Here is a 14,019-nt window from a genome sequence, read left to right as displayed (position 1 = left end):
GGCATGACTCACCTCATGGGTTACATCAAATCGGCCGCTCTCGAAGAGACCGGCTATGTCGTTCTGGACCGCTACAACAAAGAGATCGACCCCAAGGAATGGCTCGACATCGAGTACGTCGATTGGAAGTCGTCGGGTGACACCCGCTTCGCCCCCCTCGCCTCGCGCGACGGAGAGATCGAGTGCGCCGGATTCTGGAGCGGGAAGAACCCCCGCACCGACAAGGACGGCATCTGGATCGACTCGCAGACGGCACTCGCCCCGACGCTCACCGAGCGCGCGCTGGAGCCCGGCGCGAACGTCGGCCGCTGCCGCATCATCGAGCTGCAGCCGAACACGTACGCGGACTGCCTCTACAACCTGCACCAGGACGACAACAACCGCCTCAACCCCGACGGCACCGGATGGGTCGTGCGCGGGTTCTTCAACCTCACCGACGATAAGGACAGCTACTTCGTCCTGCGCGAGAACCGCACCGACCCCAGCAAGGAGACGCGCATCGCGCTCCCGGCGGGTGCGCAGCTCATCGTCGACACGCAGCGCCTCTGGCACGCTGCCACGCACCCGGGCAACGACCCGCGGTACTGCCTCATCACGTCGTGGACGTCGGGCCCCGAGCTCGACGCGTACATCGAGAAGTACAACGGTGTGAACCACGTCGACAGCTACGAGGTCCCCCAGGATCAGCTCGATGCCGGTCAGGCCGAGCAGACCCGCCGGCTCGCGGCGCGCGCCGCCGCTCTCGCGGCCCGCGGCCAGGCCGAGCAGACGGTCATGAGCGAGGCGTAACCACTCGTTCGAAGTGGCCCCGGTCGGGTTCGACCGGGGCCACTTCTCCGCCCGGAATCACACGCTTGTGATTCCGCGGCATACCGGAGATAATTGCGACATAACAACCGAATATGCCGGTTTCCGGTCAGGTCGTAGGGGAAGACGTACCTGACGAAGGAGAAACCATGGCAACTGCGTCTTCGCGCGGAGTGATCTACATCCACTCCGCGCCACGTGCACTATGCCCACACCTGGAGTGGGCCGTCGGTCGCGCCCTCGGGCGTGCCGTCAACTTCGAGTGGTCCGAGCAGCCCGTGCTGTCGGGCGCTCGACGTACGGAGTTCTTCTGGGAAGGACCCGTCGGTTCGGGTGCGGCGCTGGCAAGCGCCATCCGCGGATGGGAGCACCTTCGCTTCGAGGTGAGTGAAGACCCGACGCCCCGCAGCGACGGCGGCCGATGGATGCACACCCCCGGCCTCGGCATCCACTACGCGCAGACGGATGCTTCCGGCAACGTCGTCATCGGGGAAGACCGCGTCCGCTACGCCATGGAGCTTGCCGGCGGCGACGCGTTCGAGCTGCAGCGCGAGCTGCACGTAGCGCTGGGGGCCGCCTGGGACGAGGAGCTCGAACCGTTCCGTCACGCGTCCGACGAGGTTCCCGTCGTCTGGCTGCACAAAGTCGGCTGAAACGCCGCAGGATCTCAGGCGGGTGAGGCGTCGGTAACGGCGGCCGGTGGGGCGTCCCGGTGCCGCGAACGCGTATCACCCGCCTGATACGGAAAATGCCCCCGGCTTCGGCCGGGGGCATTTTCGCGTCGAGCGGGTCACACAGAGGCGAACGCGACGACGGCATTGTGGCCGCCGAAGCCGAACGAGTTGCTGATCGCGAGCTGCGGTCCGTCGCCGAGCGGGATCGTCGATCCCGAGAGCCGGAACGGCACCGCCGGGTCTTGCTCGGTGAGGTTGATGGTGGGCGGCGCCTGACGGTCGCGGATCGCGAGGATCGTGAAGATGGCCTCGAGTGCACCGGTGCCGCCCAGGAGGTGTCCGGTAGAGGCCTTCGTCGCCGAGACCGGGATCTCGTCGACCCGCTCACCGAAGACGGTGCGCAACGCGGTGTACTCGTTCGGATCACCCACCGGGGTGGACGTCGCGTGCGCATTGATGTGCGTGACGTCGTCGGGAGACGCATCCGCCGCCTTCAGTGCCATGCGCACGGCTCGGGCCGCGCCCGTACCCTCGGGGTCGTTGGCGGTGATGTGGTACGAGTCGGCCGTCACTCCGCCACCGACGACGGTGGCGTAGATCTTGGCGCCGCGAGCCTTCGCGTGTTCCTCGGTCTCGAGGATCAGCACGCCCGCGCCCTCGCCCATGACGAAGCCGTCTCGATCGATGCTCGCCGGACGCGATGCGGTCTCGGGGGAGTCGTTGCGACGCGAAAGCGCCTGCATCGACGCGAACGACGCGATCGTGATCGGGTGCACCGCCGATTCGGTGCCACCGGCGATGACGACGTCGGCGAGCCCGTCCTGCAGGTGCTCGACGGCGTTCACGATCGATTCGGTGCTCGACGCGCAGGCCGAGGCGACGGTGCGGGCGAAGGCGCGCGCTCCGAAGTGGAGGGAGAGGTTGCCGGCGGCCGCGTTCGGCATGAGCATCGGCACCGTCATCGGCATGACGCGCCGAGGGCCCTTCTCGCGAAGCGTGTCCCAGGCGTCGAGCAGCGTCCAGACGCCACCGATGCCGGTGGCGAAGTCCACGCCGAGCCGCTCGGGGTCGACCTCGGGGCTGCCGGCGTCTTCCCACGCCTCCATGGCGGCCACCATCGCGAGCTGCGACGACGGATCGAGGCGCTTCGCGATGGGGCGGGCGAGCACGGTCTCGGGGCGAACGAGCGCCTCGGCGGCGAAGGTGACCGGGAGGTCGTACTTCTCGACCCAGTCGTGCTCCAGTGTCCGGGTGCCGGAAACGCCGTCCAGCAGGGCGGACCAGCTCTCGGGTGCCGTCCCGCCGATGGGCGAGGTGGCACCGATGCCGGTGACGACGATGCGTGTCGTGCTCATGTGATGAAGATCCTCGAGGTATGTGGTGGGGGCGCGGTGGCCCCCACCGCAGGTACTACGCCTGGGCCGACGTGATGTAGGTGACGGCGTCGCCGACGGTCTTGAGGTTCTTGACCTCGTCGTCGGGGATGGTGACGCCGAACTTCTCCTCGGCGTTGACGACGATCGTCATCATCGAGATGGAGTCGATGTCGAGGTCGTCGGTGAACGACTTCTCGAGAGCCACCTCGTCGGCGGAAATACCGGTCTCGTCGGTGATGAGCTCTGCCAGCCCGGCGAGGACCTCGTCGTTGGTGAATGCCATGGTGTCTCCTGTTCTGGGGGTGTGGGCCCGACGGGCCCTGATCAGTCTAGAGTTCGCCGCGCCGCCCCTACGGGAGCACCACGACCTGCGCGCCGAAGACGAGTCCGGCGCCGAACCCGATCTGCAGGGCGAGTCCGCCGCTGACCTCGGGGTGCTCCTCGAGCAGACGGTGCGTCGCGAGCGGGATCGAGGCGGCCGACGTGTTGCCCGTCGTCTCGATGTCACGGCCGATCACGACCGACTCCGGCAGCCCGAGCTGCTTGGCGAACTCGTCGATGATGCGCATGTTGGCCTGGTGCGGCACGAAGGCGGCGAGATCGGATGCTTCGATCCCGGTGCGCTCGAGGGCCTCACGAGCGACCTTCACCATCTCCCACACGGCCCAGCGGAAGACCGTCGGTCCCTCCTGGCGGAGCGTGGGCCACGGTGCGACGCCATCGCGGAACTCGGTCAGCGTGTGGTTCATGCCCACCGCCTCGGCCTTCGAACCGTCGGAACCCCATACGGTCGGTCCGATCCCGGGCGTGTCGCTGGGGCCGATCACGGCCGCACCCGCGCCGTCTCCGAGGAGGAACGAAATGCTGCGGTCGGTCGGGTCGACGACGTCGCTCAGCTTCTCGGTGCCCACGACGAGCGCGTAGTGGGCGATGCCCCCGCGGATGAGGGCATCCGCCTGTGCCACCGCGTAGGCGAAGCCCGCGCAGGCGGCGTTCACGTCATAGGCGGCGGCGGGATTGGCGCCCACACGGTCGGCGACGATCGCCGAGACCGACGGGGTCTGCTTCGGGTTGCTGATCGTTGCGACGATCACCGCGTCGATGTCGGATGCTGCGACCCCGGAACGCTCGATGGCCTCCGCGCCGGCGATCGCGGCGAGGTCGATGGCCGACGTGGTCGCCTCGGCGCGAACGCGCGTGATGATCCCGGTTCGCTGACGGATCCATTCGTCGCTGGAGTCGATGGGACCCACGAGGGCGTCGTTCGGGACGACGAGTTCGCCACGGGCGGCACCGTAGGCGTAGATGCGGGTGTGGGCCACGCCCTGGGGCTGGCGGAGAACGGCGGTCACGCGGGGACTTCTTCCAGGAGGGCCGCAGCGGCGACCAGATCATCGGGGGTCTTCACCGCGACGGCGGGGGTGCCGCGCAGGCCTCTCTTGGCGAGACCGGTGAGGGTACCCGCCGGAGCGAACTCGATCAGGCCGGTCGCGCCGTTCTCGGCGAACGACGCCATCGTGCGGTCCCAGCGGACGGGCGAGGCGACCTGGGCCACCAGCAGGTCGAGGGCGGCGCGTCCGGACGAGACGACGGAACCGTCGGAGTTCGTCCAGAGCAGCGATGACGGGTCGGACGGCTCGACGTCGCTGGCGGCCTCGCGCAGCACGTCGACGGCGGGCTTCATGAAGCGGGTGTGGAACGCGCCCGCGACGGCGAGGGGGATCACCCGTGTGCCGGCGACCGGGGAGGCGGCAAGCTCCGCGAGAGACGCCGGCGTGCCGGCCGCGACGATCTGATTGGCGCCGTTGTAGTTCGCGGGGGTGAGATCGAGTTCCGAGAGCCGAGCGAGCACAGCGGCTTCGTCGCCTCCGAGCACGGCGCTCATCCCGGTCTCAGCGAGCGCCGCAGCATCCGCCATCGCGCGCCCGCGCAGGCCGACCAGCCGCATGCCCTCCTCGGCCGTGAGCACGCCGGCGACCACGAGCGCGGCGATCTCGCCGACCGAGTGCCCCGCGAATCCCGCAGCAGGCTGAGCGGCTCGCGACCGCAGGGCCTCCCAGGAGATGAGGCTCGCCGCAACGATGAGCGGCTGAGCGATACGGGTATCGCGGATGCGGTCGGCGTCCCACTCGGTGCCGGCGGCGATCAGATCGATTTCGGAGTGGTCGGAGAACGCCTCGAGACGTTCGCGCACTCCGTCGAGTTCGAGCCACGGGGCGAGGAAGCCGGGGGTTTGAGAACCCTGCCCGGGGAAGACGGCGATGATCACGGGATCCATCCTGTCAATATTCGTCGGGAGACATCTGTCGGAAGCGGGACAACAATGCCACGATCCGTTGTCGGGTGTCGATAAGGCGCGCGTCGTGTCGGACCTCAGCGGTCAGGGGGCGTGACGCCGAAGCGTCGACGGCCGGCGTCGCGTCGCGTCGGTGCCGATGGATCCGAGGATGAGCGCGGTCTGGAGGATCAGGGCCTCGCGCGGCCCCGTCGCATCCCACCCGATGACCTCGGACACCCGCTTCAGTCGATAGCGCACCGTATTGGGATGCACGAACAGTTCGCGGGCGGTGGCTTCCAGCGACCGACCGTTGTCGAGGTAGCTCCAGAGCGTCGCCACGAGGTCGGGGCTGTGCGTGTGAAGCGGACGGTAGATGCGCTCGACGAGCGTGTGCTTGGCGACGGCGTCACCCGCCAGTGCGCGCTCGGGCAGCAGGTCGTCGGCCTCGACGGGTCGGGGCGCGTGTCGCCACGCGCGGGCCACAGCGAAACCGGCAAGCGCGGCGCGTGCGCTCTGGCTGGCCTCGACGAGCGCAGGCACCGTCGGACCGAGCACGAGGTGGCCGTCACCGAAACCCGGTTCGAGACGGCGGGCGATCTCGTCGAACGGCAGCTCGACGGTGGTCTCATCCACGCGACCCGCGAGCTGGGCACGCCCCACCACCAGCACGAGACGAGACCCCTGTACGCCGATGAGGACGTCGACGCCCAGCTTGCGCGCTGTGCGCCGTACTTGGTCGACGTCGAGCTGCGGGGGAGTCGTACCCACCAGCACAGCGACCTCGCCGTGACCGTGCCACCCGAGGGCCGCGATGCGGCTGGGCAGCTCCTCGTCGGTCTCGCCCGTCAGGATCGAGTCGACGACCAGCGCCTCGAGCCGGGCGTCCCACAGCCCGCGCGCCTCGGCGGCGCGCGCGTAGACGTCGGCGGCGGCGAACGCCACGTCGCGGGAGTAGAGAAGAATCCCCTCGCGAAGCTGACCGCCCTTGCCCCGCACCCGTTCTTCGGTCACCTCGACCGTGACCCGGATGAGCTGCAGCGTCTGCTGCAGGCTCACGCTCCGCAGCAGCTCGCGGGGAGCTGCGGCGAAGATGTCGGCTGCGACCCACGGTGTGGAGGTGGGGTCCTCGTACCAGGTGATGAACGAGGTGATGCCCGCCTGCGCGACGAGGCCGACGGCCGATCGTCGCGCAGGCGGCATCTCCGCGTACCAGGGCAGCGATTCCTCGAGCCTGTTCAGAGTCGCGGTCGCCAGGTCTCCCGAGATCCGCTTCAACCACGCGAGGGTCTCGGTCTTGTCCATCGGGGCGACTCCGCCGCGCGTCACGGGTGGATCAGCTCTCGCCGCCCGCGTTGCCGCTCGTTCCTGCCGTCACGTCGTGCAGCTTGTACTTCTCGATCGCCTGTGCGACGAGACCACGGTCGACCGTGCCCTCCTGCGCGAGCGCCTGCAGGGTGCGGACGACGATCGACGGGCCGTCGATCTTGAAGAAGCGACGAGCGGCTGCGCGGGTGTCGGAGAAACCGAATCCGTCGGCGCCCAGGGTCGAGAAGTTGTGCTGGACCCACGGACGGATCTGGTCCTGCACGGCGTGCATGAAGTCGCTCACGGCGACGACAGGACCGGGCGTTCCCGCCAGCTTCTCGGTGATGTACGCCTGGCGAGGCTCCTCGTCGGGGTGGAGGAAGTTGTGCTCGTCCACCGCCAGACCGTCGCGGCGCAACTCGGTCCACGAGGTGACCGACCACACGTCGGCCCCCACACCCCAGTCGTCCTTCAGCAGCTGCTGGGCTTCGAGGGCCCACGGCACACCCACGCCGGACGCGAGGATCTGGGCGCGCGCGCCGTCTCCCTCGCCGGTGGAGATGCGGTGGATGCCGCGGATGATGCCGTCGACGTCGACATCGGCCGGCTCGGCCGGGTGCACGATCGGCTCGTTGTAGACCGTCATGTAATACATGACGTTCGGGTCGGGGTGCTGTCCGCCGTACATGCGATCGATGCCCGATCGCACGATGTGGGCGATCTCGTACCCGTAGGCCGGGTCATACGACACCGTCGCCGGGTTGGTCGAGGCCAGCAGGTGCGAGTGACCGTCGGCGTGCTGCAGACCCTCGCCGGTCAGGGTCGTACGTCCGGCCGTGGCCCCGATGATGAAGCCTCGGGCCATCTGGTCGCCGGCGGCCCACTGGGCGTCACCCGTGCGCTGGAACCCGAACATCGAGTAGAAGACGTAGACCGGGATGAGCGGCTCACCGTGGGTCGAGTACGACGTGCCCGCCGCGGTGAACGCCGCGACGGCGCCCGCCTCGTTGATGCCGACGTGGATGATCTGACCCTGCGGGCTCTCCTTGTAGGCGAGCAGCAGTTCGCGATCGACCGAGGTGTAGTGCTGGCCGTTCGGGTTGTAGATCTTCGCCGTCGGGAAGTACGCGTCCATGCCGAACGTGCGCGCCTCGTCGGGGATGATCGGCACGATGCGGTGACCGAAGCCCTTCACGCGGAGGAGGTCCTTCAGCAGACGGACGAACGCCATCGTGGTGGCGATCTCCTGGGTGCCGGAGCCCTTCTTGGGGAGCGCGTACGCCGCGTCGCCGGGGAGCTCGAGTCCCACGTGGTGGGTGCGACGCTCGGGCAGGAAGCCGCCGAGCGCGTTACGGCGCTCGAGCATGTACTGGATCGCCTCGTCCTTGGGCCCAGGGTTGTAGTACGGGGGAAGGTAGGGGTTCTCCTCGAGCTGCGCATCGGTGATCGGGATGTGCATCACGTCACGGAACGACTTCAGGTCGTCGAGGGTCATCTTCTTCATCTGGTGGGTCGCATTGCGGCCCTCGAAGTGCGGACCGAGGCCGTAGCCCTTGATGGTCTTGGCGATGATGACCGTGGGCTGGCCCTTGTGCTCCTGCGCCGCCTTGAACGCCGCGTAGACCTTGCGGTAGTCGTGGCCGCCGCGCTTCAGGTTCCAGATCTGGTCGTCGGTGTAGTCCTTCACCAGAGCGGCGGCGCGCTCGTCACGACCGAAGAAGTGCTCGCGCACGTACGCGCCGCTCTCGGCCTTGTAGGTCTGGTAGTCGCCGTCGGGGGTGATGTTCATCAGGTTGAGCAGCGCACCATCGGTGTCGCGCTTGAGCAGGTCGTCCCACTCGCGACCCCAGACGACCTTGATGACGTTCCAGCCCGCGCCGCGGAAGAAGCTCTCGAGCTCCTGGATGATCTTGCCGTTTCCGCGGACCGGGCCGTCGAGGCGCTGCAGGTTCGCGTTGATGACGAAGGTCAGGTTGTCGAGGCCCTCGTTCGCAGCGACCTGGAGCTGGCCGCGGCTCTCGACCTCGTCCATCTCACCGTCGCCCAGGAACGCCCAGACGTGCGAGTCGGAGACGTCCTTGATCCCGCGGTTGGTGAGGTACTTGTTCGACATCGCCTGGTAGATGGCGTTGATGGGGCCGAGCCCCATCGACACCGTCGGGAACTGCCAGAACTCCGGCATGAGACGGGGGTGCGGATACGACGGAAGTCCGTTGGGCGCTGCGGACTTCTCCTGGCGGAATCCGTCGAGCTGCGCCTCGGTCACACGACCTTCGAGGTAGGCGCGGGCGTAGGTTCCGGGCGAGGCGTGACCCTGCACGAAGATCTGGTCGCCGCCGGACGCATGGTCCTGGCCGCGGAAGAAGTGGTTGAACCCGACCTCGTAGAGGGCGGCCGACGACGCGTAGGTCGAGATGTGCCCGCCGACACCGATGCCGGGGCGCTGCGCTCGGTGCACGGTGACGGCCGCATTCCAGCGGATCCACGCGCGGTAGCGGCGCTCGACCTCTTCATCGCCGGGGAACTCGGGCTCGTTCTCGGCGGCGATCGTGTTGATGTAGTCGGTCGTCGGAACCATCGGCACCCCGAGGTGCAGGTCCTTCGACTCCTTGAGGAGACTCAGCATGATCTCGCGCGCACGCTGGGGGCCCTTGGCCTCCACCAGCTGCTGGAGCGATTCCTGCCATTCCGAGGTCTCTTCGGGATCGCTGTCCTGCGGCCCCTGCGAGTACGGATCCTGGTCGTGAACAGTCACAGAAGACCTTTCTTCGGCTGGCAGATCATGCCAGACACTCACCATGGCAACGCGGATCGCTTTGTTCGATCCGCACAACGCACCATCGACCAGCCTAGCGAGTCGCGAAGCATCCGGATCATCGCGACAGGTGTGCCGCCTCGACGAGTCGTCCGTCCACGATGTTCTTCACGTCGTGCATGCGGGGCAGATGCACGAGATCGTGGGTCACGAGAAGCGTCGAGGTGTTCGTCTCCCCGCTGAGCCTCAGGATGAGCTCGATGATCTCAGCTCCGCGCTCCTGGTCGAGGGCGCTGGTCGGTTCGTCGACCAGAAGGACGCGCGGGTCGTTCATCAGGGCGCGCGCTATGTTGACCCGCTGGCGCTGGCCTCCCGACATCTGATGGGGGAGCTTATCCGCGTGGGGAAGAAGGCCCACCGACTCGAGCAGAGCGTCGGCCTTTGTGCGCGCCGCGCTGCGATTCCTCCGGCCACGACCGCGGAGTTCGTCCATGACGACGAGCTGCTCACGCGCCGTCAGCGAGGGGATGAGGTTGGACTGCTGGAAGACGATGCCGATCTTCTCTCGCCGGAGGGCCGTCGCTTCACTCAGGCTGAGGGCTGACGCATCGACGTCGTCTATGAGGACGAGACCCGAATCGGGGCGGATCAGCGTCGCGGCGATGGCGAGAAGGCTGGACTTTCCCGAACCGCTCGGGCCGGTGATGCCCGTCACGGTGCCGGGTCGTGCCGAGAGAGTGACGTGATCGACCGCGGTGATGCGGGAATCGCCGTCGGGGAAGGTGAGGGTGACGTCGTCGAGTCGGATCATCGGTTGCTCCCGAGTGCGGTGAGGGGGTCGGCGGAGGTGACGGATCGCAGGGCGAACGCCGCCCCGGCGAGACCGAGGGCGATCATGATCGCGCCCGGCACGATGGTGGTGAGAGGGCTGAGCAGGAACGGCAGGGCGGAACCCGCCAGGCCGCCCAGGACGGCGACGAGAGCGAGTCCGACACCGATCCCGAGCACCAGCACGACGAGCGCCTGCCCGAGGGCATCGCGGATGAGGGATGCGGTGCTCGCACCGAGTGCCTTGAGGACGGCGATGTCGCTCTTCCGCTGCATCGTCCAGACGGTGAAGAACGCTCCGATCACGAGGCCCGAGATGCCGAATAGCAGAACAACCATCAGCAGAAGCGATCCGATCTCCGAGCGGAACGACGCGAGCGCCGTCAGCGACGACAGCGTCGTCGTCGACACCGTTGCGGCGGAAGCATCAGCCGCTGCCCAGTCGGGATCGCCGGTGACCGCCATCACCGTGGCGTACGCGCCGGGGTTGCCGGTGACCGCCGACAACGCCTCCCAGTCGTGGAGCGTCATCTGCACGACCGGGGTGTGGCTGTACCAGAGGTCGGCCACGACCGACTCCACGGTGTACGACGTCCCCGCGATCGTGAGGACGTCGCCCGCGGCGACGTCGAGCGCCGAGGCGACCGTCTCCGAGACGACGACGGAGCCGTCGCCCCCGACCTGGGCACCGTCGATACCCGCCTGCACACCGAACACGGCGACGGCGGTGCGTGCGTCGCCGGACTCGGCACGGGTCTGGCTCACGCCGATGGGCTCGACCTCCCCGACACCCGCGGTGGCCGACCACTCCTCGACCATTTCGGAGGTGATCACGGAATCGGCGAACGTCGGTTGCGCGTTGGCCGAGGGGGCTGCAAAGACGATCCGGTCGCCCGGGAGTGCCAGAACGGCGGAGATGTTCTGGGTGGCGAGGCCTCCCGTAAGGCCGCTCAGGAACCCGACGAGCACGGTGATCAGAGCGACCACCGAACCTATGAGTATGAACCGTCCGCGAGCGAAGCGGAGGTCGCGAAGAGCGACGAACATGGGGGTCCTTTCCTGCCGCACACGGCGTGAGGGGCGGCGACGCAGTCCACTCTCGCCACTCGCGGCGCCGACGACATCGCCCGCGGGCACAGCCTCATCGGGCCGAAATGCCGTCTTCCGGATCGTCCTTTCGGAGGATGCGGGGAACACCCCGCTGCGTAGGATTCCGACCATGGCCCACAACGCGCTGACCCCGGTCTTCGTGGGCTTGCGCATCGGATTGCACGTCGTCTTCGGCGCCCTGACCGTGCTCGTCATGGCACGAGCGGTGCTGACGCGCGCCGACGCCGAGGCCGCGATCATCGGCCTCGGCCTTCTTCTGCTGGCGACGTATGCGCTCGGCGCGTCGATCGCTCGGCGGGCACGTCGCCGCCGAACGGGCGGCACGATCTGGCTGGGACTCCTCTCCGTCGAGTGGATCGCGCTTCTCTGGCTGACGCCCGAGGCGTCGTATCTGGTCTTTCCGCTGTTCTTCCTCTACCTGCATCTCCTCGGCCGGTGGTGGGGTTCCGCCGCCATCGTCGTCACAACGACGATCGCGATCTGCGCCCTCGGTCTTCACGGCGGATGGAGCGTCGGCGGGGTCGTGGGTCCCATCGTGGGCGCGGCTGTCGCCCTGTTGATCGGGCTGGGCTATCAGGCTCTGGCCCGGGAGGCCGAGCAGCGAGATGCGCTCATGCGCGAGCTTCTGGCCACGCGCGATCAGCTCGCCGCCACCGAGCACGAGTCGGGCGTTCTCGCCGAACGAGCCCGGCTCGCTCGGGAGATCCATGACACGGTCGCGCAGGGCCTGTCCAGCATCCAGATGCTTCTCCATGCCGCAGAGCGCGCCGATCCGTCGCGACCCGGTATCGAACACATCCGTCTCGCGCGGGAGACGGCCGCCGACAATCTCGCCGAAGCCCGCCGTTTCATCCGTGAACTCACCCCGCCCGACCTCGAAGACAGGGGCTTGGGCGGGGCACTGCGTCGGCTCGCCCGCACACAGTGGGCCGTCGAAGGACTCACGGTCGACGTGCGGGTGGCCGACAGCATGTCGGTGCCGATGCACGTGCAGACAGCCCTCCTGCGGGTGGCGCAGGGCGCCGTCGCGAATGCGATCCAGCACGGGCAGGCCCACCACGCCACCATCACCCTCGCCACCGATCGCGAGCGGTTGCGCTTCACGATCAAAGACGACGGCACGGGCTTCGACCCCGAATCAGCGGCCAACGCCTCGCGGAGTCGCTCGGACTCGTTCGGTCTGCGTGCGACCCGCGAGCGCATCGACCAGCTCGGCGGCACTCTGTCGATCGATTCCACGCCCGACCGAGGCACGACCCTCGCCGTCGATCTCGTTCTGGAGGGAGCCGCATGATTCGGCTCGTGATCGCCGATGACCACCCGATCGTACGGGCGGGAATGACTGCTCTGTTCGACACAGAGGAGGATCTCGTGATCGTCGGCGAGGCCGCAACGCCCGACGATGCCGTCGCCCTCGCCGAGAGCGTGAACCCCGACGTCGTGCTGATGGATCTGCAGTTCGGGTCGGGTTCGACGGGGTCGGGCGCCGAGGCCACGCGCCGCATCCGTGCCCTCGACGCCGCACCGTACGTGCTCGTTCTCACCAACTACGACTCCGACGCCGACATCCTCGGCGCCGTGGAGGCGGGAGCGAGCGGGTATTTGCTCAAGGATGCCCCGCCCCACGAGCTCATCGGCGCCGTGCGTGCCGCAGCGGCGGGGGAGAGCGCACTGGCGCCCGTGATCGCGTCGCGCCTGCTCGACCGGATGCGCGCGCCGCAGGCGAGCCTGAGTTCGCGGGAGATCGAGGTGCTGGAGCTCGTCGCTTCCGGCCTCTCGAACACCGAGGTGGCCTCGGCGATCTTCGTGAGCGAGACGACCGTCAAGTCGCACCTGGCCCACATCTTCACCAAGCTCGGTGTCGCGTCCCGAACCGCGGCGATCTCCGCCGCTCGGCAACGCGGCATCCTTCGTTGACGTCCGGGGGCGCCGCCCGCGTTACGCGCCGAGGATGGGCTTGCCTCCGGTGACCGGCAGCACGGCACCCGAGATGTAGCTGCCTTCGTCCGAGCCCAGCAGCACATAGGCCGCGGCGAGCTCGGCCGGCTGACCCGGGCGACCGAGCGGGGTATCGCCCCCGAAGGACTCGACCACCTCCGCGGGCATCGTCGACGGGATGAGCGGCGTCCAGATCGGACCGGGCGCCACGGCGTTGACGCGGATGCCTCGCTCGCCCAGCATCTGCGCCAGCGAGGCCGTCATGCTCGCCATCCCCGCCTTCGTCATCGCATACGGGAGAAGCTGCGGAGTAGGGGAGTCCGACTGGATCGACGATGTGGCGATGATGGCGGACCCCGGCTTCAGCAGTGGCACGGCGGCCTTGGCGAGATGGAAGTACGCACTGAGGTTCGTAGCGAGGGTGAAGTCCCACTCCTCGTCGGGGATGTCGGTGATGTCGTCGCGGTACATCTGGAACGCTGCGTTGCTGATGAGGATGTCGAGTCCGCCCAGCTGCTCGGTCGTCTCGGCGACGATCCTTCGGCAGGTCGCCGGATCGGAGAGGTCCCCGGGCAGGAGGATTGCCCGCCGACCGGCCTCCTCGACCCAGCGCGCGGTGTCGCGTGCGTCGTCGTGTTCCGACAGGTACGCGATCGCGACGTCTGCCCCCTCGCGGGCGTAGGCGATAGCCACCGCCTTGCCGATGCCGCTGTCCGCACCCGTGATCAATGCGATCTTGCCGGTCAAGCGTCCGGAACCGACGTAGCTGTGCTCGCCGTGGTCGGCGAGCGGGTCGAGGTCGGCCTCCGTGCCGGGAACGTTCTGTTGCTGTGCGGGCTGACTCATGGTCTCTTCTCCTCCGGCGAACGATGCGGGGTCATTCTGAGCGACACCCTTGACATCGACACGCTATGGCGGCGCCGCCTGCGCCACCCCGGGGTTCTCCCG

Annotated in this window: 13 protein-coding genes; 4 read left to right on the top strand and 9 right to left on the bottom strand. The window is 68.2% G+C overall.

All coding sequences use genetic code 11. The features are described from left to right. Positions 1–15: 15 nt before the first annotated feature. Positions 16–789: a hypothetical protein gene (locus tag FVP77_RS06865; RefSeq protein WP_147893815.1), complete on the top strand. Its 774-nt coding sequence runs from the start codon at positions 16–18 to the stop codon at positions 787–789. A 167-nt stretch (positions 790–956) separates the two neighbouring features. Then, positions 957–1,460, top strand: a complete 504-nt coding sequence (locus FVP77_RS06860; protein ID WP_121149411.1) for a DUF3145 domain-containing protein — start codon at positions 957–959, stop codon at positions 1,458–1,460. A gap of 137 nt (positions 1,461–1,597) precedes the next feature. On the opposite strand, the gene FVP77_RS06855 is transcribed toward FVP77_RS06860, so the two are convergent. The 8 genes from FVP77_RS06855 to FVP77_RS06820 form a co-directional block, all read right to left on the bottom strand. Then, entirely contained in the window at positions 1,598–2,836 is a 1,239-nt protein-coding gene (locus FVP77_RS06855) for a beta-ketoacyl-[acyl-carrier-protein] synthase family protein (protein ID WP_147893814.1), read from the bottom strand. A gap of 55 nt (positions 2,837–2,891) precedes the next feature. Continuing rightward, positions 2,892–3,140, bottom strand: coding sequence for an acyl carrier protein (locus FVP77_RS06850; protein ID WP_116646503.1), 249 nt, complete (start codon positions 3,138–3,140; stop codon positions 2,892–2,894). 67 nt (positions 3,141–3,207) lie between these two features. Next, positions 3,208–4,209, bottom strand: a complete 1,002-nt coding sequence (locus tag FVP77_RS06845) for a beta-ketoacyl-ACP synthase III (protein ID WP_147893813.1) — start codon at positions 4,207–4,209, stop codon at positions 3,208–3,210. Next, positions 4,206–5,126, bottom strand: a complete 921-nt coding sequence (locus tag FVP77_RS06840; protein WP_147894475.1) for an ACP S-malonyltransferase — start codon at positions 5,124–5,126, stop codon at positions 4,206–4,208. The genes FVP77_RS06845 and FVP77_RS06840 overlap by 4 nt, the downstream gene beginning before the upstream one ends. Positions 5,127–5,237: 111 nt before the next feature. After that, entirely contained in the window at positions 5,238–6,437 is a 1,200-nt protein-coding gene (locus FVP77_RS06835; protein ID WP_116646505.1) for a PucR family transcriptional regulator, read from the bottom strand. 31 nt (positions 6,438–6,468) lie between these two features. Continuing rightward, positions 6,469–9,195: a pyruvate dehydrogenase (acetyl-transferring), homodimeric type gene (aceE, locus tag FVP77_RS06830; protein WP_147893812.1), complete on the bottom strand. Its 2,727-nt coding sequence runs from the start codon at positions 9,193–9,195 to the stop codon at positions 6,469–6,471. Positions 9,196–9,313: 118 nt separating this feature from the next. Next, positions 9,314–10,006: an ABC transporter ATP-binding protein gene (locus FVP77_RS06825; protein ID WP_147893811.1), complete on the bottom strand. Its 693-nt coding sequence runs from the start codon at positions 10,004–10,006 to the stop codon at positions 9,314–9,316. Continuing rightward, positions 10,003–11,070, bottom strand: coding sequence for an ABC transporter permease (locus tag FVP77_RS06820; protein WP_147893810.1), 1,068 nt, complete (start codon positions 11,068–11,070; stop codon positions 10,003–10,005). Before FVP77_RS06820 ends, FVP77_RS06825 begins: the two co-directional genes overlap by 4 nt. 172 nt (positions 11,071–11,242) lie before the next feature. On the opposite strand from FVP77_RS06820, the gene FVP77_RS06815 reads away from it, so the two are divergent. Both FVP77_RS06815 and FVP77_RS06810 read left to right on the top strand, forming a co-directional pair. Beyond that, on the top strand, positions 11,243–12,427 hold the full coding sequence (locus FVP77_RS06815) for a sensor histidine kinase (protein ID WP_147893809.1): 1,185 nt from the start codon (positions 11,243–11,245) through the stop codon (positions 12,425–12,427). Beyond that, positions 12,424–13,050, top strand: a complete 627-nt coding sequence (locus tag FVP77_RS06810) for a response regulator (protein WP_147893808.1) — start codon at positions 12,424–12,426, stop codon at positions 13,048–13,050. The genes FVP77_RS06815 and FVP77_RS06810 overlap by 4 nt, the downstream gene beginning before the upstream one ends. Positions 13,051–13,071: 21 nt before the next feature. On the opposite strand, the gene FVP77_RS06805 is transcribed toward FVP77_RS06810, so the two are convergent. After that, a complete protein-coding gene (locus tag FVP77_RS06805) occupies positions 13,072–13,917 on the bottom strand; it encodes an SDR family oxidoreductase (RefSeq protein WP_147893807.1) in 846 nt (281 codons plus the stop codon). Positions 13,918–14,019 lie beyond the last annotated feature (102 nt).

This window comes from Microbacterium hatanonis (assembly GCF_008017415.1).
Lineage (GTDB): Bacteria > Actinomycetota > Actinomycetes > Actinomycetales > Microbacteriaceae > Microbacterium > Microbacterium hatanonis.
The sequence above is the reverse complement of the archived record's forward strand: the minus strand, read 5'-3'. Positions and strand labels throughout refer to the sequence as shown.

Bases quoted from the DNA above. Each gene is read 5' to 3' on its own strand.
- FVP77_RS06865 (WP_147893815.1), top strand. From the start codon at position 16: ATGGGTTACATCAAATCGGCCGCTCTCGAAGAGACCGGCTATGTCGTT.
- FVP77_RS06860 (WP_121149411.1), top strand. From the start codon at position 957: ATGGCAACTGCGTCTTCGCGCGGAGTGATCTACATCCACTCCGCGCCA.
- FVP77_RS06855 (WP_147893814.1), bottom strand. From the start codon at position 2,836: ATGAGCACGACACGCATCGTCGTCACCGGCATCGGTGCCACCTCGCCC.
- FVP77_RS06850 (WP_116646503.1), bottom strand. From the start codon at position 3,140: ATGGCATTCACCAACGACGAGGTCCTCGCCGGGCTGGCAGAGCTCATC.
- FVP77_RS06835 (WP_116646505.1), bottom strand. From the start codon at position 6,437: ATGGACAAGACCGAGACCCTCGCGTGGTTGAAGCGGATCTCGGGAGAC.
- FVP77_RS06825 (WP_147893811.1), bottom strand. From the start codon at position 10,006: ATGATCCGACTCGACGACGTCACCCTCACCTTCCCCGACGGCGATTCC.
- FVP77_RS06820 (WP_147893810.1), bottom strand. From the start codon at position 11,070: ATGTTCGTCGCTCTTCGCGACCTCCGCTTCGCTCGCGGACGGTTCATA.
- FVP77_RS06815 (WP_147893809.1), top strand. From the start codon at position 11,243: ATGGCCCACAACGCGCTGACCCCGGTCTTCGTGGGCTTGCGCATCGGA.
- FVP77_RS06810 (WP_147893808.1), top strand. From the start codon at position 12,424: ATGATTCGGCTCGTGATCGCCGATGACCACCCGATCGTACGGGCGGGA.
- FVP77_RS06805 (WP_147893807.1), bottom strand. From the start codon at position 13,917: ATGAGTCAGCCCGCACAGCAACAGAACGTTCCCGGCACGGAGGCCGAC.